Below are 15,404 nucleotides of genomic sequence, written 5' to 3' on the forward strand. Positions count from 1 at the left end.
TCCGTAAAAACCCGTTGCACCAGCTGGTCGAAGCGATTTCCCATGCTGGATCGACGGATTGCCCGGTCGTGTCAAACCTATGCTCCGTGCCGAGCCGTGGCGCGTGAGGCGTCGGAAGTTCTTTTTTCTTTTTGAAGCCAGCTCTACGGACCAGGCAGCTCCCGCTGCGGGAGAATGGCTGAACGGCGAGGAGCGGCTGTCGGCCGAGGCACGCGATCGGCTCCATCCGGCCCTCTCTCTTCTGGACTGGGATCGATCCGCTGGTGTGTCGGTCGGAGCCCAGATGAGGCCCCGGACACCTCATGACGTGGCCAGCGATTGCAGGACTCCTGGCCCGTTTCCTGGCTAGCAGTCTGTGCTGGAAGCCTCGGCCCAATGATCCGTTGTTCTGTGGAAAGAATCGGATGAGGTGGCTGACTTCTTTCTGGAATCAGCTATACGCCTGCATGACAGGATGACCCGTTGGTTTCCATCCTGTGGATGCCATGCAGCGGCGCTGGTCACCCTGAAGCTGCATCGAGGTGAGGGGATGGCCCGAGTGGCGTTGATCCGCGATCAGCCCATCGGCGTGGTGCGCCCCACGCCGTTCGATGCGGTGCCCCATCTCCCCTGGGGATTCCATCCCCAAAGCGCCACCCAGGATCCCGTTCGGTGCAGGTTCGGCCAGAGGCGTTCGTGAGCCATCGGCTGGTCCTGGCGCCGTGTGGTCGGGATTTGGCATCGGCCTGAGCCCCGCTCCCCCGGGGCGGCCAGCCCATAGGATTCCACGATGCTCGAGAGCCCCGACGTTGGCAGCTCCACCCGCGTCGACGGGCCCAGCGACGGCGTGATCGGCGGCCCGGCCCTGAACAAGGCCGTCCCTCCGGTGGAGGAGCTGTTCCCCTTCCCCCTCGACGGTTTCCAGCTGGAGGCGATCGACGCCCTGAACCAGGGCCATTCGGTGGTGGTGAGCGCCCCCACCGGCTCCGGCAAGACCCTGGTGGGCGAATACGCCATCCACCGGGCCCTGGCCCACGGCCAGAAGGTCTTCTACACGACGCCCCTCAAGGCCCTCTCCAACCAGAAGCTGCGCGATTTCCGCCACCAGTTCGGCCACGAGAAGGTGGGTCTGCTCACCGGTGATCTGAGCCTGAACCGGGAGGCCCAGGTGGTGGTGATGACCACCGAGATCTTCCGCAACATGCTCTACGCGGAGATCGACCACCTCGACGACGACCCCCTGGCCGATGTGGAGGCCGTGGTGCTCGACGAGTGCCACTACATGAACGACACCCAGCGGGGCACGGTCTGGGAGGAATCGATCATCCACTGCCCCTCGCGGGTGCAGCTGGTGGCCCTCTCGGCCACGGTGGCCAATGCGGGGCAACTCACCGACTGGATCGAGCGGGTGCACGGCCCCACCCGGCTGATCCACAGCGACTTCCGCCCCGTCCCGCTGGCCTTCAGCTTCTGCAGCGCCAAGGGCCTGCATCCGCTGCTCAACGACGAGGGCACCGGACTGCACCCCAACTGCAAGGTCTGGCGCCCTCCGAAATCCACCCGCCGCAAGGGACCGAAGGAACCGCGGCCGCCCCAGCCGGAGGCGCCGCCGATCGGCTTCGTGGTGGCCCAGATGGCGGAGCGGGAGATGCTGCCGGCCATCTACTTCATCTTCAGCCGCCGCAACTGCGACCGCTCGGTCCGCGACCTGGCCAAGGTGTGCCTGGTGGATCCCCAGGAGCAGGCACGCATCCGCCGGCGCCTCGACGCCTTCATGGCGGTGACCCCCGAGGCGGTGCGGGAGGGCGGCCATGCCGATGCCCTGCTGCGGGGCATTGCCGCCCACCACGCCGGCGTGCTGCCGGCCTGGAAGGAACTGATCGAGGAGCTGTTCCAGCAGGGGCTGATCAAGGTGGTGTTCGCCACCGAGACCCTGGCCGCCGGCATCAACATGCCCGCCCGCACCACCGTGATCTCGGCCCTCTCCAAGCGCACCGAGCGGGGCCACCGGCCCCTGATGGGCAGCGAGTTCCTGCAGATGGCCGGGCGCGCCGGCCGTCGCGGGCTCGATACCCAGGGCTACGTGGTGACGGTCCAGAGCCGCTTCGAAGGGGTGCGGGAGGCCGGGGCGCTGGCCACCAGCCCGGCCGATCCGCTGGTGAGCCAGTTCACCCCCAGCTACGGCATGGTGCTCAACCTGCTGCAGCGCTACGACCTGGCCAAGGCCCGGGAGCTGGTGGAGCGCAGCTTCGGCCGCTACCTGGCGGGGCTGGATCTGGCCGAGGACGAATCCCGCATCACCGAGTTGATGGCCCAGCTGGCCAGCCTGGAATCCAGTGGCGGCGAGGTGCCCTGGGACGATTTCGAGGACTACGAGAAGGTTCGCGGCCGCCTGAGGGAGGAGCGGCGCCTGCACCGGATCCTCCAGCAGCAGGCCGAGGAGACCCTGGCCCACGAGCTCACCCTGGCCCTGCAGTTCGCCAGCGAGGGCACCCTGGTGAGCGTCAAGGCGCCGGCCCTGCGCAGCCGGGTCACCCCGGCGGTGATCGTCGCCAAGGTGCCGGGATCCGGCCAGTTCCCGCTGCTGCTCTGCCTCACCGACGAGAACGTCTGGATCCTGCTGCCGTGCCACGCGGTGGTGACCCTGCATGCCGAGCTCAGCTGCCTGCAGGTGGATCAGCTGGAGCCGCCCGAGCTGCACCACGCCAACGAGCTGCGCCATGGCGACAACGCCAGCGGCGGCCTGGCCCTGGCGGTGTCATCGATGGCCCGCCGCCACGACATGCACACCCCCCGCTACGACCTGGCCGGCGAGGTGCGGCAGCAGGGCGAGCTGGTGCAGCAGCTGGAGCAGGAGCTGGAGGCCCACCCCGCCCACCGCTGGGGCGACCGCAAGCACCTCAAGAAGCACCGCCGCCGCATGGAGGAACTCCAGGAGGAGATCGGCGAGCGGCAGCGGCTGCTGCACCACCGGGCCAACCGCCACTGGGACACCTTCCTGTCCCTGATCGACATCCTGCGCTTCTTCGGCGCCCTGGATGGCGAGGAGGGGCTGGATCCCACCGAGGTGGGCCGCACCGTGGCGGCCCTGCGGGGCGACAACGAGCTCTGGCTGGGGCTGGCCCTGATGAGCGGCCACCTCGATGCCCTGGACCCGGCCGAACTGGCGGCGGTGCTGGAGGCCATCTCCACCGAGGTGAACCGGCCCGACCTCTGGTGCGGCTACCCGCCGCCACCGGCCTCCGAGGAGGCCCTGCACGACCTGCGCAGCCTGCGCCGGGAACTGCAGCGCCAGCAGGAGCGGGCCTCGGTGGTGGTGCCGGTGTGGTGGGAGCCGGAGCTCACCGGCCTGGTCCACGCCTGGGCCCGGGGCGCCAGCTGGAACGATGTGATCGCCAACACCTCCCTCGATGAAGGCGACGTGGTGCGGATCCTGCGCCGCACCGTCGATCTCCTGGCCCAGATTCCCTACTGCGAGGCGATCAGCGAGCAGCTGCGCCGCAACTCACGGTTGGCCCTCAAGAGCATCAACCGCTTCCCGGTCTGTGAGATCGAGGATCTGCTGGCGGGCGGCAACGGCAAGCTGGATCCGGCGACTGAGAGGCCGCCGGCCGCCTGAGCTCACCCCTCAGATCCCCAGCCGCTCCCAGATCACATCCAGGTTCGCCCGGTGCAGGTCGGTGGCGAAGCAGGCCTCCAGCTGCTCCGGGCCCAGGTGGCTGGTGACGGTGGGATCGCCCGCCAGATTGGCGCGGAAGTCGCCGCCCTCGGTGTTCCAGGCGGCGTGGGCGTGGCGCTGCACGATCCGGTAGGCCTCCTCCCGGCTCAGCCCCGTCTCCACCAGCGCCAGCAGCACCCGCTGGCTGAACACGACGCCGCCGTAGACGTTCATGTTGCGGGCCATGTTCTCGGGGTACACCCCCAGCCCCTCGACCACGGCGGTCATCTCCCGCAGCATGAAGTGCAGGGTGACCGAGCAGTCGGGCAGCATCATTCGCTCCACCGAGCTGTGGCTGATGTCCCGCTCGTGCCAGAGGGCCACGTTCTCCAGGGCCGCCACGGTGTAGCTGCGCAGCACCCGGGCCAGGCCGCTGATGCGTTCGCTGCGGATCGGGTTGCGCTTGTGGGGCATGGCCGAGCTGCCCTTCTGGCCCTTGGCGAAGTTCTCCTCCACCTCCAGCACGTCGGAGCGCTGCAGGTTGCGGATCTCGGTGGAGAAGCGCTCCAGGGAGGTGCCCACCAGGGCCAGGGTCTGGACGTATTCCGCGTGGCGGTCGCGGCCGATCACCTGGGTGCTGGCGGTGTCGGGCTCCAGGCCCAGCAGCCGGCAGGTGATCGCCTCCACCTGCGGATCGGTGTTGGCGTAGGTGCCCATGGCACCGCTGATCTGGCCCACGGCCACCACCGTGGCGAGCCGCTCCAGCCGTTCCCGGTTGCGCTCGGTTTCGGCCAGCCAGCCGGCCACCTTGAAGCCGAAGGTGATCGGCTCGCCATGGATGGCGTGGGAACGGCCGATCATCACCGTGTCCTTGTGGGCGCGGGCCAGCCGGCGCAGGGCGTCGGCGAGGCCATCGAGCTCGGTGCGCAGCAGGGCCACCGACGCCTTCAGCTGCAGGGCCAGGCCGGTGTCCAGCACGTCGGAGCTGGTCATGCCCACGTGGATGTAGCGGCCCGCATCACCGACGTGCTCGTTGACGTTGGTCAGGAAGGCGATGACGTCGTGGCGCACCTCCGCCTCGATCTCCAGGATGCGGGGCACCTCGAAGGCCGCCTTCTCGCGGATCGTGGCCAGCGCCTCGGCGGGCACCCGGCCCAGCTCCACGTTGGCGGCGGTGGCGGCGATCTCCACCTCGAGCCAGCTCTGGAACTTCGCTTCCTCGCTCCAGAGGCGGCCCATTTCGGGCAGGGTGTAACGCTCGATCAAGGGCCGGGCGGTGGTGAACGATCCCCCAACCTATCGAGCCGCCCCCACCGGCTCAGGCGGCGGCGGTGAGGCGGCGGTAGGGCAGCTCCAGGTGCACCATCGAACCCCAGGCCTGCTGGCGCACCCAGCAGCGGGTGCCGCGGCGGCGGATCAGCTGGAACGGGGGCAGATCCTCCGGATGGTCCCGCAGCCGCACGAAGCTGCCGGGGTGGAGCAGTTCCACAACATTGGACCCGGGAGCCGCCTTGGATCCCGGGGCAGCAGTGGATCCAGGGCCAGCCATGGGAGGGAACCGGGAAATGACTGGAGCCATCCTGCGACTGTTCCGCGCCGAACCGTCTGCCCATCGGTTTTTGTTCGGTTTGGATCGCTGTTCGGTGACAACATGCCGGTGGAGCGGCAGGACCCATGGCCGAAAAGCAGCATGGCCCGTAAGCAGCGGCTCGATCGCCGCTTGGTGGATCTGGGTCTGGTGGCCAGCCGCCAGCAGGCCCAGCAGCTGATCCGGGCCGGCCGGGTGCGCGGCGGCGGTGCCGTGCTCGACAAGCCCGGCACCGAGGTGGCCGAAAGCCTGCCGCTGGAGGTGGAGCAGCCGCCCCGGTTCGTCTCCCGGGGGGGCGAGAAGCTGGAGGGGGCCCTGGCGGCCCTGCCGATCCAGGTGGAAGGCCGGGTGTGCCTGGATGGCGGCATCTCCACCGGCGGCTTCACCGATTGCCTGCTGCAGCACGGGGCCGTGCGGGTGTATGGGATCGATGTGGGCTACGGCCAGACGGCCTGGAGCCTGCGCACGGATGAACGGGTGGTGCTGCGGGAGCGCACCAACCTGCGCCACCTCACCCCGGAGCTGCTCTACGGGGAAGGCGATCCATGGCCCGACCTGGCCGTGGCCGATGTGTCGTTCATTTCCCTCACCCGGGTGCTGCCGGCCCTGCGGGGCCTGCTGACGGGGGCGGGCGAGGCGCTGCTGCTGGTCAAGCCCCAGTTCGAGGTGGGCCGCCAGCGGGTGGGCAAGGGGGGCGTGGTGCGGGATCCGGCGGCCCATGCCGACGCCATCGCCACCGTGATCACGGCGGCCAGGGAGCTGGACTGGCACCCGGCGGGGCTGGTGGCGTCACCCCTGACCGGACCCGCCGGCAACCACGAATACCTGCTCTGGCTGGTGCCGCCCGGGGAGGTCGCCGAGCGTGCCACCGACGGCACGGACTGGGCCGAAAGGATCGCGACGCTGGTGAAGCAGACCCTGGCCGGGGCCTAAGGGGCCCACGGCCAGGGTCAGGGAAGCAGGAAGCTGGCGCTCAGATGGCGCCGCTGTCGAGGTCGCCGGTGCGGATCCGGATCACCGAATCCACGGTGCTGATGAAGATCTTGCCGTCACCGATCTCGCCGGTGCGGGCCGCGTCCTGCACCGCCTGGACCACCGTGGCCACCCGGTCGTCGTCGACGACGATCTCGAGCTTGAGTTTCTGCAGGAATTCCACCGTGAATTCGGATCCGCGATAGCGCTCCACCTGCCCCTTCTGCCGGCCGAATCCGCGCACCTCGCTCACGGTCATGCCGACGATGCCCGCATTGACAAGGGCGATCTTCACGTCCTCGAGCTTGAAGGGGCGGATGATGGCCTCGATTTTCTTCATGGCTGTGCTGCGGTCAGGAAGGCGACGGTTGGAGTCTCTCAGAGTCCCCGCCTGAGGGGGGGACGGCTCCATTACCGCCGAGCCTTGCCGGGGTCGTCGTAACGGTTGCTACGCGAGCTCCGGGGCGCTGACGGGCGGCCGGGGCCCTTGACGTGGGCTCCGCGCCATGGGCCAGCTCCTGTACGGTCAAAAACCGTCTCCCCGTCCTGCTGACCATGGCTTCCGGTGTCGCCGACCAGCCCCAGACCGTGACCCCCCTGTATGGGGAGCGGGCCATCGCCGAGGCCCAGCTGGTCTGCTTCGCCAATCCCCGGGTGGGCCGGCCCTACGAGGTGTCCATCGAACTGCCGGAGTTCACCTGCACCTGCCCCTTCTCCGGCTATCCCGATTTCGCCGTATTGCGGCTGCTGTATCAGCCCGGCCCCCGGGTGCTGGAACTGAAGGCCCTCAAGCTCTACGTCAACAGCTACCGCAACCGCTCCATCTCCCACGAGGAGGCGGCCAACCGGATCCTCGATGACCTGGTGGCCGCCTGCGAGCCCCTCTGGATGCAGCTGGAGGCCGATTTCAATCCCCGCGGCAACGTCCACACCGTGGTGCGGGTCAGCCACGGCGAGCGCCGGCCCTGCTGAGTCAGGGCTGGGGTTCCAGCCGCTGCAGCAGCGCCGGCAGCTCGGCGGCGAAGGCGGTGAGGTTGCGGTTGCAGAGGCCCGCCACGTGCAGCCGGCCACCGGGCCCATCAGCGATGGCCCAGAGCTGGCGGGTGGCCACCAGGCTCAGGCCACCGCCCAACAGGGCGATGGCGAAGCCGGTGTACACCAGCGGCACGCCGGGGTCCCGTTTGAACAGGATGCCGCTGGCGGGGAGCACGCTCGCCACCCGGATCGGCAGCCCCTTCACCTCCTGGGCTTCGCCGCCTGGCACCAGCTGGGCCAGGGCCACGCCATCGGGGCCGAACACCTGCACCGGCCCCTGTTCGCTGGTGAGGCTCAGGAGCACTGGCTCGGTGCCATCGGGGCGGGTGGGCAGCACCAGCCCCCAGAGCTGATCGCCCAGCTGGGGGAAGGTCTGCAGGGGCAGCTCCAGCACCGGGCTGCGGCCCAGCTGCAGGCTGATCGTCGCCAGGGACCAGTCGGCCTGATACAGCGTCATGCCCCGGTAGCGCAGGGGGTGGTTGACGCTGATGGCGGCTTCGGTGGTGGTGGCCGCATCGCCGGGGGTGATCAGCCGCAGGCTGGAGGCGAACTGCTCCGGGCGGCCGGCGGGATCCCGCTGGATGCGGAAGTCGTCGAGGGCCAGGGTCACCTGGGTGCTGCCGCGGCTGTCGAGCAGCTCCAGCTCCCGACCCGGGGCCAGGAAGCGCTCCAGCCGCTGGCCCCCCAGGGCGCCCCAGGCCGCCCCCACCATCAGCACCACCATGCCGGCATGGACCAGCAGGGGACCCACCCGGCCGAGCACCCCCCGGCGGGCCGCCAGGCGGTCGTCCTGGCGATGGATCTGCCAGCCCGAACCGCGCAGTTCGGCCTCCAGCCGCCCGAGGCCGGCGACGGGCTCGGCGGTGACGAGGGTTTCGGCCACGCTCAGCTTGCTGAGCTGGCGGGGGCTGCGGTAGTCGATCCAGCGCAGGGAGGCCTGCAGGGCGGGCCACTGGCGGCGCCAGCTGCACAGGATCAGCGACAGGCCCAGCCAGGCGAGCAGGGCCAGGAACCAGCCACTGGAATAGACGTGATCCAGCTGCAGGCGCAGCACTCCGTCGCCGTCGAGCAGGCCCAGCCAGGGGTGGGGGTCGTAGAGCTGGTGGTAGAAGGCGGCCTCCTCCTTCTGGGGAATGGCCGTGCCGATGCCGCTGGCGATGGCGATGACCAACAGCAGGCCGATCGCCAGGCGCAGGTCGGAGATCCAGGCGGCCAGACGCTGCAGGGGGCGCCAGGCGGAGGCTGCCGTGCCGCTCATGGCAGCACCGACAGCAGGGTGAGGCCGCCGCTGGCGAGCAGCACCACGCCGCTGATCGGCGGCACCCACTGGCCCAGGCGGCGCAGCTGCAGCAGCCCGGGCAGGGAGGCGGCCACCGTGCCGGCCAGCAGCAGGGGCATCACCTGGCCGGCACCGAAGCTGGTGAGCAGCAGCATGCCCACCAGGGGCTGGCCGGTCTGGGCCATCCAGGCCAGCAGCACCGCCAGCACCGGGGTGGTGCAGGGGGTGGCGGCCAGGCCGAAGGCCAGGCCGGCCGCCAGTGGGGCCAGCGGAGCCGGCACCCGCCGCCGCCAGCGCTCGGGGTCGGGCCCGGCCGGCAACGGCAGCCGCAGCAGGCCCAGCAGGTTGAGACCCATGACCACGGCCACGACGGCCACCAGCAGCGGCAGCTGCCCGGGGATGCGGCCGTAGAGGCGGCCCATCAGGCCGCTGGCCAGGCCGAGCAGCACCAGGGCCGCCACGATGCCGGCCGCGAAGCTGGCGCTGCGCTGCCAGGGGGGACGCCCCTGGTCTTCAGCGCCGAAGCCGGCCAGGTAGGCCAGGGTCACGGGCAGCAGCGACAGGGAGCAGGGGCCGAGGCTGGTGAGCAGGCCGCCGCTGAACACCACCGCCAGGGTCAGGGGGCCGGGGTGGGCCAGGGAACCCTGGAGCAGCAGTTCGCTGCTGCGGGCCCAGTCGGCGAAGGGCAGCCCGGGGCTGTGCATGGCCGATCGAGGTTGGCAGCAGGGCTCAGCCTATCGGGGCAGGCCGTGGGGCCCGACGCCGGGGCCGGACCGGCTCGAGTCCGGAGGACTCCAGGGAGCAGCGCAGCAGCAGGCCCGCCAGGAACAGGCTGCTGAGCAGGGAGTTGCCGCCGTAGCTGATCATCGGCAGGGGCAGGCCGGTGGTGGGCATCGAGCCGCTGGCCACGGCGATGTTGAGGATCGACTGGCCCACCAGGAGGGTGGTGCAGCCGATGGCCACCAGGCGGTGCTGGTTGCTGCGGCAGGCCATGGCCACCCGCAGGCCCACGAAGCCGAAGATCATCAGGAACAGCAGCAGCATCACCGAGCCGACGTAGCCGAACTCCTCGGCGAAGACCGCGAAGATGAAGTCGGTGGTCTGGATGGGCAGGTACTGGAGCTTCTGGGTGGAGAGCCCGAAGCCCGAGCCGAGCACACCCCCCGAACCGATGGCCAGGAGGCTCTGCACCAGCTGGTAGCCGTCCCCCTGGGCGACGCGCCAGGGGTTGAGGAAGGAGGTGACCCGGTCGAGCTGGTAGGGGTTGATCATGATGCTGATGCTGCCCAGCACGATCCCGCCGCCGGCGGCCCCCAGCAGCAGCGTCAGGGGAAGGCCGCCGGCCAGGGCCATCAGCCACAGCAGCAGGCCCAGCAGGGCGGCGGTGCTGAGGTTGGGCTGCTTGAGGATCAGCAGGATCACCATGCCGAAGATGCCGATCCAGAGGAGTTTCTGGTCGAGGGCGATGCGCCGCCAGTGGGAGAAGATCACGGCCCCCTGCAGCACGATGAAGGGCTTGATCAGCTCAGAAGGCTGCAGTTGCACCGGGCCGAGCACCAGCCAGCGGCTGGCCCCGTTGACGGTGGTGCCCACCACCAGGGTGGCGGCCACCATCAGGGCCCCGACCAGAAGGGCCGGCGCCGCCAGGTGCAGCCAGCGGCGCATGGAGGTGCGCATGGCCAGCCACAGCAGACCCCAGCTGGCCACCAGCCAGATGGCCTGGCGCTTGACGTAGTAGGCCCCGTCCCCCATCTCCCGCTCGGCCACCCACCAGCTGGCGGAGGTGAGCACCAGCAGGCCCACCAGGCTCCAGAGGGCCACCAGGCCGAGCAGCAGGCGGGCTTCCGCGGGCCACTGCTGCCAGGGCAGCGGCAGGAAGCCGGCGCCGGGACGGCCGTGGAGCAGGCGGGGTGCAGGGGTGGACAAGGCCGCGGGAGGGTTCCGGGAATGGCCCATTCAGCCGTGACGGAGGTGGGTTTGTCGAGCCGCGGTGAACATTTCGCCGCCTGCGCCGCTGGCGCCGCCGTTCCCACCCGAAGGCAACAAAAAAGCCCGGCCATGGGCCGGGCGATTGGATGGGAGCGCCGCGGGCCTCCTCAGTTGCCGCAGTTCTGCTGACGACGGCCGGTGGCCAGTTCCACCTTCAGGATCCTGCCGCCCTGCTTCATGATCCGCTGCTGCTCGGCGAACCAGCTGTGATAGGGCACCCACTTGGTGAAGTAGGTGTTCTGCAGCTCCCTCTGACTGCGCACCTTCTCGGGGCAGGGGATGCAGGCCGTGATCTTGAACAGGCGCATGGGGTGATCCTCGGAAAACGTGCCGTGGGTAGGTCGTTGCTGGGGATCAGTTGCCCAGGCCGGAGCTGATGTAGTCGAAGTAGACGCCCATCTCACGACCGGCATCGGGGCCGACGAGGGAGGCGGTGGCTTCCTTCATGGCCTGGATCGACTGCACCGTGGCGCCGATGGGCACACCCAGGGAGTTGTAGGTCTCCTTGAGGCCGTTCAGCACGCGCTCGTCGAGGATCGACGTGTCACCGGCCAGCATGGCGTAGGTGGCATAGCGCAGGTAGTAGTCGAGGTCGCGGATGCAGGCCGCGTAACGACGGGTGGTGTACATGTTGCCGCCCGGACGGGTGATGTCCGAGTACAGCAGGGCCTTGGCGACGGCTTCTTTGATGATGGCCGAAGCGTTGGCGCTGATGGTGGCGGCGGCACGCACCCGCAGCTCACCGCTGGCGAAGTACTGCTCGAGGCGGCCCATGGAGCCTCCGTCGAGATAGAGCCCCTGGACGTCGGCCTGGTTGATGACGTTGGTGATGGCGTCTTGCATGGATCCTGGGTTTGATGGCGATGGACGGGAGGGAGGTGAAACCTCAGGAGAGGGCGCCGACCACGTAGTCGAAGTAGAAGCCGGCCTCTTCGGCATCGGAGCCGGTGAGGAGGCCCGTGGCTGCGGTCTTCATCTCGCGCACGGCTTCCGCCATGGCTTCGAGGGGGGTGCCGAGGGCGCGATACATCTCGCGGGCCCCGATGACGCCGATCTCTTCGATCGGGGTCACATCCCCGGCGACCACGCCGTAGGTGACCAGGCGGAGGTAGTAGTCCATGTCGCGCAGGCAGGAAGCCGTCATCTCTTCCCCGTAGGCGTTGCCGCCGGGGGACACGAGATCGGGGCGCTTCTGGAAAAGCTGGCCTCCGGCCTGCTTCACGATGCGCTCCCGGCTTTCAGCCAGGACCTGGGCGACGCGCAGACGACGCTGACCTCCTGCCACGAACGACTTGATCTGGTCAAGTTCGCCAGGGCTGAGGTAGCGGGCTTCGGCGTCCGCGTTGATGATCGAGTTGGAGACGATGCTCATGCAGTTCTGCCTCGAAACAAGCGGTCACCGTGAAGGAGACCGGTATCCGGTGGGTAAGGGTGATCGGCTTGGCCGACCGTCGCATCATTCTGTGGCAAGGGCCGTCGCTCCCATGGCAGCCGGTAACAGTTCTTCACGGCGGATCGCCCCGCGAGATCCCTTGGCTTGCAACGGCTTTGGCCGGAGTTGTTATCACCGTCCAAGCGCAGCAATTGTTCATCTTTTGAGCTTGCCGTCCACGACGACGCAAGTGCATCGACAGCCCAATCTCTCCGTCTCGTTGTAGAGACGGAGCAAAAGAAACCCCCCGGGACTGACCCGGGGGATCATCGGATGAGCCGCAGGGACTCCTTCAGGGGCGACCCGGGATGGCTCGGGGGCGGATCAGATCGCGCCCCGCATCGAGGGGGTGAGCCCGGCGTTGCCGCCGTAGAGAGCGGCGGTGCGGTTCACGGTCGTCAGGGGCACACCGTCCTCGGTGCCGAGGCCGCGCAGGTACGGGACAGTGTCCTGGCCGAAGGCGGTGGCGTACTCCCGGGCGCTGAGCAGTTCGGCGACAGCGGCCTGCTGGCCGGCGGTGGCGCGGGTGGCGAGGAACCGGCTGACCTCACCCGGCATGGCGGCCCGTCCGAGCAGGGCCAGGTAGGCGGCGGAGGCGGCCCGCAGGGGGGCCATCCGCTGGAGCCGCTGCTGGAAGAGATCGCTGCCGGCGATCTGGCCCACGAACTCGGCCACCGAGAGCTGGCCGTCACGCAGCTGGGACTCGGGATCCATCTGGCGCTCGGCCGCGAAGGGCACGCGGTTGAGGAGCTGGCGGTAGACCGCCTGCACCACTTCCTGCACCTGGCTCTCGCTGGGATCGCGGAGCAGCTGCACGGGCCTGGAGAGGCTCTGGCGGCGGCCGAATCCCTGGGGAGCGCCCGGTCGCAGGGCCTTGGCCATGGCACCGTCGGGGGCGGTGGCGACACCGCTCAGGAGGTTGGTGCCCACCAGGGCCTTCCAGCCACTGGCGACGCCGAGGCTGGCGGGGGCCGCGTAGCCATTGACGCTGCCGGCGGTGGAGACGCCGCTGCGCCAGACGGGGGCGGCGCCGCCGCCGGGCTGCCAGGGGGACTGGCTCCAGCTGCGGGTGGGGGCCGGGGGCTCCCGGAGGGTTCCGGGACCGCTGGGTACGCCCATGGAGGTCGACGCACTCTGGCCGCCGGCCACCTCCGCCTTCCACTGGCCGCGCACCTTGGGCCGGGCCGTCAGGTTGCGGGGGACCAGATCGCCGACGGTGCGGATCTCCTGGGACACCGGCACGTTGGGCCGTTGCAGGGGGGTGATGTCGGCAACGGTCTCGAGGGTGCGCACCAGGCCCGGGACGCGCCGGGCGTTGCGATCGGCCGGGGTGATGAAGCGCTCGTAGGGGACGGTGTCCTCGCCGAAGCAGTCGTTGTATTCGCGGCCTTCGATCATGGCGTCGACGACGCCGTAGAAGCCCTTGCGGGCGGCGGTGTCGAAGTAGGCGTTGATCTCCCAGCGACCGAAGGTGGGCCGGCCGAGGATGCGGCGGTGCATCACCTCGATGGCTTTGGTGATGTAGAGGCCGCTCCAGTAACGACGGCGGAAGGCGTTGGAGCGGGCCACCTGGCGGACGAACTCCCGCAGGCTGATGTCGCCGTTCTCGAGCTTGATCTCCTCGACCTTGTTGCGCTCACCGGCGTAGCCGGCGGTGCCGAGAACCTGGACGTAGACCGCATTGATGACGGCCTGGGTGCTGGATTCGGTGCCGCGGATGCTGGGCTGGCCGCCCCGGCGGGGAGTGGAGCTGCCGCCGGTGGCGATCTGGCTCAGGCGCACCACCTTCGGTCCCACACGGCGCGGGGTGGCCTTGCGGAACTGGGCGCTGTCCATGGGCCCGGGCTGGGCCATGCCGTTGCCGATCAGGATCCGGCGGGTGTCGTAGCTGAAGGGGGCCGGGCGGGTGGCCACCGACGCCGTGCTGGAGGGGAAGATCGCCCCGTAGGTGAGGGCCAGGGGATCGTTGCCGCCGCCGTAGGGGTGCTGGTCGGCGAGGGGCTGGCGGTAGGAGGCGTAGAGGGTGATGTACTGGGGCGCCCCCTCGAACGGCGCACTGAAGCGGAAGAGGTTGCGGTTGGATCCCCAGCCGGCGCTCTCCTGGGCCTCCTCGCCGATGTCGCGGAGGTAGGGCACCGTCTCCTCACCGAAGACACGGGCGTACTCCATGCCGTTGACCAGCGCATCGACGAGGCCGTTGAGGCCCTTGGCGCTGACGATGGCGAAGTACTGGCGGAACTCCTCGATCGAGCTCACGCCGCGGCCCAGGAAGTGGCGGAAGGCGAGCTCCACCACCCGGCTGTTGGAGAAGCGGCCGTAGAACTGGCGCCGGTAGACCTTGCTGCGGCCGAGGGCGCGGATGAACTCCCGCATGGAGAGCTGGCCCTGGCGCACCTGGGTGGCCTCCACCGGGCACACCACCTGGGAGTAGCCCTTGACGATGTCCCGCTCAAACACCTGGCGGTAGGCGGCACGGATGATCTCGGCCTTCTCCGCTCCGGAGAGACCCGGCTTCATCACGAAGCGCTGGGAGCCTTCGGCGGCAAGGGCATAGATCGCCGGCAGCTGCAGGCCCTGGTTGACGGGGCTGCCCAGACGGGCCCGGGTGGAGGGGGTGGGGATCTCGAGCTCCTTGAGGAGCACGTTGAAGCAGTCGATCACCAGCTGGCGGGAGTCCGGCTCCCCTTTGAACAGTCCGGCGGCGGCGGCACGCATCTCCTGCAGGGCCACGTTGGTGGCGGCCAGGGAGCAGGCCTTCTCGAGCACGTCGCGGAGTCCGCGGGTGTTCACCGCCAGGATGCTGGGATCACCGGCGATCACGGCATAGCCCACGTAGCGGAGGAACCAGGCCAGGTCCCGCAGCGACTTGCGCATGCGGGCGTTGCCGTAGATCGCCACCGAGATGGGGTTGAAGCCGCTGGGCAGCACGACCCGCACGTCGGCGTCGGCCTGGACACCCTCAAGGATGCGGCCGAGCAGACCACTGCCCCCCGATCCCTGGGCGAAGGTGCGCACCGAGCGCTGGAACGCGGCCTGGTCGGCGGCGAGGGCAACGCCGTCAGCGGCGCCCACGCTCGGCGTGCTGAGGGGGGCGTCGAGATAGGAGAGGGGCGTGCCGCCGGTGAAGATCCGATTGGCGGCCTTGGCCACGATCGCGTCGGCGTTGGCGGAGATCCGTCGGGCGGCTTCGACGCGGATCTGGCCGCTGCGGAAGAAGGTGGTCAGGGCGTCCAGTTCGCCGCCGTCGGGGAAACGGTCCTGCTGCTCCGCCTTCCGGACGCTGGAGAGCGGCAGGGTGTCGTAGCGCTGGGGGGCGACCCTGGTGCTGCCGCTGCTGGCGGTCACGGTCATGAACGAGAGCGAGCCGGGCTGGGTCACGTTACGGCTGGCCCCCTGGCCCTCCGGGGCGGGATGAACAAATGTTTGCAGCCTTCTGATGCGCTCACGCTGAACGGCGGCCGGCGCCGTGGAA

At 69.6% G+C, this 15,404-nt stretch carries 13 protein-coding genes; 3 read left to right on the top strand and 10 right to left on the bottom strand.

Translation table 11 applies throughout. The features are described from left to right. Positions 1-769 precede the first annotated feature (769 nt). Entirely contained in the window at positions 770-3,598 is a 2,829-nt protein-coding gene (locus KUG38_RS03070) for a DEAD/DEAH box helicase (protein WP_286195584.1), read from the top strand. Between the two features lie 9 nt (positions 3,599-3,607). Here the strand turns inward: KUG38_RS03070 and purB are convergent, their stop codons facing one another. Both purB and KUG38_RS03080 read right to left on the bottom strand, forming a co-directional pair. Beyond that, on the bottom strand, positions 3,608-4,903 hold the full coding sequence (gene purB, locus KUG38_RS03075) for an adenylosuccinate lyase (RefSeq protein ID WP_216918998.1): 1,296 nt from the start codon (positions 4,901-4,903) through the stop codon (positions 3,608-3,610). A 52-nt stretch (positions 4,904-4,955) separates the two neighbouring features. After that, positions 4,956-5,126, bottom strand: coding sequence for a hypothetical protein (locus KUG38_RS03080; RefSeq protein WP_353617702.1), 171 nt, complete (start codon positions 5,124-5,126; stop codon positions 4,956-4,958). Between the two features lie 201 nt (positions 5,127-5,327). Between KUG38_RS03080 and KUG38_RS03085 the strand changes: the two genes are divergently transcribed. Beyond that, positions 5,328-6,158, top strand: a complete 831-nt coding sequence (locus tag KUG38_RS03085; RefSeq protein ID WP_216919000.1) for a TlyA family RNA methyltransferase — start codon at positions 5,328-5,330, stop codon at positions 6,156-6,158. 40 nt (positions 6,159-6,198) lie between these two features. Here KUG38_RS03085 and KUG38_RS03090 read toward each other — a convergent pair whose 3' ends face one another. Next, a complete protein-coding gene (locus KUG38_RS03090; protein ID WP_015110582.1) occupies positions 6,199-6,537 on the bottom strand; it encodes a P-II family nitrogen regulator in 339 nt (112 codons plus the stop codon). 215 nt (positions 6,538-6,752) lie between these two features. Here KUG38_RS03090 and queF point away from each other — a divergent pair, with 215 nt between their 5' ends. Next, positions 6,753-7,169: a preQ(1) synthase gene (gene queF / locus KUG38_RS03095; RefSeq protein WP_216919001.1), complete on the top strand. Its 417-nt coding sequence runs from the start codon at positions 6,753-6,755 to the stop codon at positions 7,167-7,169. A 1-nt stretch (position 7,170) separates the two neighbouring features. Here the strand turns inward: queF and KUG38_RS03100 are convergent, their stop codons facing one another. From KUG38_RS03100 to KUG38_RS03130, 7 genes are all read right to left on the bottom strand, one after another. Then, the gene (locus KUG38_RS03100) at positions 7,171-8,490 is read right to left on the bottom strand and encodes a cytochrome c biogenesis ResB family protein (protein ID WP_216919002.1); all 1,320 of its coding nucleotides are present in this window, start codon (positions 8,488-8,490) and stop codon (positions 7,171-7,173) included. Continuing rightward, positions 8,487-9,215 carry a cytochrome c biogenesis CcdA family protein gene (locus tag KUG38_RS03105; RefSeq protein ID WP_216919003.1) on the bottom strand — a complete coding sequence of 243 codons (729 nt, stop codon included), beginning with the start codon at positions 9,213-9,215 and terminating at the stop codon, positions 8,487-8,489. Before KUG38_RS03105 ends, KUG38_RS03100 begins: the two co-directional genes overlap by 4 nt. 25 nt (positions 9,216-9,240) lie before the next feature. Beyond that, complete coding sequence (locus KUG38_RS03110) at positions 9,241-10,467, bottom strand: FtsW/RodA/SpoVE family cell cycle protein (protein WP_216919004.1); 1,227 nt, start codon at positions 10,465-10,467, stop codon at positions 9,241-9,243. A 140-nt stretch (positions 10,468-10,607) separates the two neighbouring features. Beyond that, complete coding sequence (locus KUG38_RS03115) at positions 10,608-10,808, bottom strand: rod-capping linker protein CpcD domain-containing protein (protein ID WP_015110587.1); 201 nt, start codon at positions 10,806-10,808, stop codon at positions 10,608-10,610. A 46-nt stretch (positions 10,809-10,854) separates the two neighbouring features. Next, positions 10,855-11,343, bottom strand: a complete 489-nt coding sequence (apcB, locus tag KUG38_RS03120; RefSeq protein WP_094585562.1) for an allophycocyanin subunit beta — start codon at positions 11,341-11,343, stop codon at positions 10,855-10,857. A 43-nt stretch (positions 11,344-11,386) separates the two neighbouring features. Next, complete coding sequence (gene apcA / locus KUG38_RS03125) at positions 11,387-11,872, bottom strand: allophycocyanin subunit alpha (RefSeq protein ID WP_015110589.1); 486 nt, start codon at positions 11,870-11,872, stop codon at positions 11,387-11,389. Between the two features lie 384 nt (positions 11,873-12,256). Next, a complete protein-coding gene (locus tag KUG38_RS03130; RefSeq protein ID WP_216919005.1) occupies positions 12,257-15,283 on the bottom strand; it encodes a phycobilisome rod-core linker polypeptide in 3,027 nt (1,008 codons plus the stop codon). Positions 15,284-15,404: the final 121 nt, after the last annotated feature.

This window comes from Synechococcus sp. CCAP 1479/9, from assembly GCF_019038535.1.
Classification (GTDB): domain Bacteria; phylum Cyanobacteriota; class Cyanobacteriia; order PCC-6307; family Cyanobiaceae; genus Cyanobium.

Coding starts and splice junctions, on each gene's coding strand:
- KUG38_RS03105 (WP_216919003.1), bottom strand. CDS start 9,215: ATGCACAGCCCCGGGCTGCCCTTCGCCGACTGGGCCCGCAGCAGCGAA.
- KUG38_RS03110 (WP_216919004.1), bottom strand. CDS start 10,467: ATGGGCCATTCCCGGAACCCTCCCGCGGCCTTGTCCACCCCTGCACCC.
- KUG38_RS03100 (WP_216919002.1), bottom strand. CDS start 8,490: ATGAGCGGCACGGCAGCCTCCGCCTGGCGCCCCCTGCAGCGTCTGGCC.
- KUG38_RS03115 (WP_015110587.1), bottom strand. CDS start 10,808: ATGCGCCTGTTCAAGATCACGGCCTGCATCCCCTGCCCCGAGAAGGTG.
- KUG38_RS03070 (WP_286195584.1), top strand. CDS start 770: ATGCTCGAGAGCCCCGACGTTGGCAGCTCCACCCGCGTCGACGGGCCC.
- apcA (WP_015110589.1), bottom strand. CDS start 11,872: ATGAGCATCGTCTCCAACTCGATCATCAACGCGGACGCCGAAGCCCGC.
- KUG38_RS03130 (WP_216919005.1), bottom strand. CDS start 15,283: ATGACCGTGACCGCCAGCAGCGGCAGCACCAGGGTCGCCCCCCAGCGC.
- KUG38_RS03085 (WP_216919000.1), top strand. CDS start 5,328: ATGGCCCGTAAGCAGCGGCTCGATCGCCGCTTGGTGGATCTGGGTCTG.
- queF (WP_216919001.1), top strand. CDS start 6,753: ATGGCTTCCGGTGTCGCCGACCAGCCCCAGACCGTGACCCCCCTGTAT.
- apcB (WP_094585562.1), bottom strand. CDS start 11,343: ATGCAAGACGCCATCACCAACGTCATCAACCAGGCCGACGTCCAGGGG.
- KUG38_RS03090 (WP_015110582.1), bottom strand. CDS start 6,537: ATGAAGAAAATCGAGGCCATCATCCGCCCCTTCAAGCTCGAGGACGTG.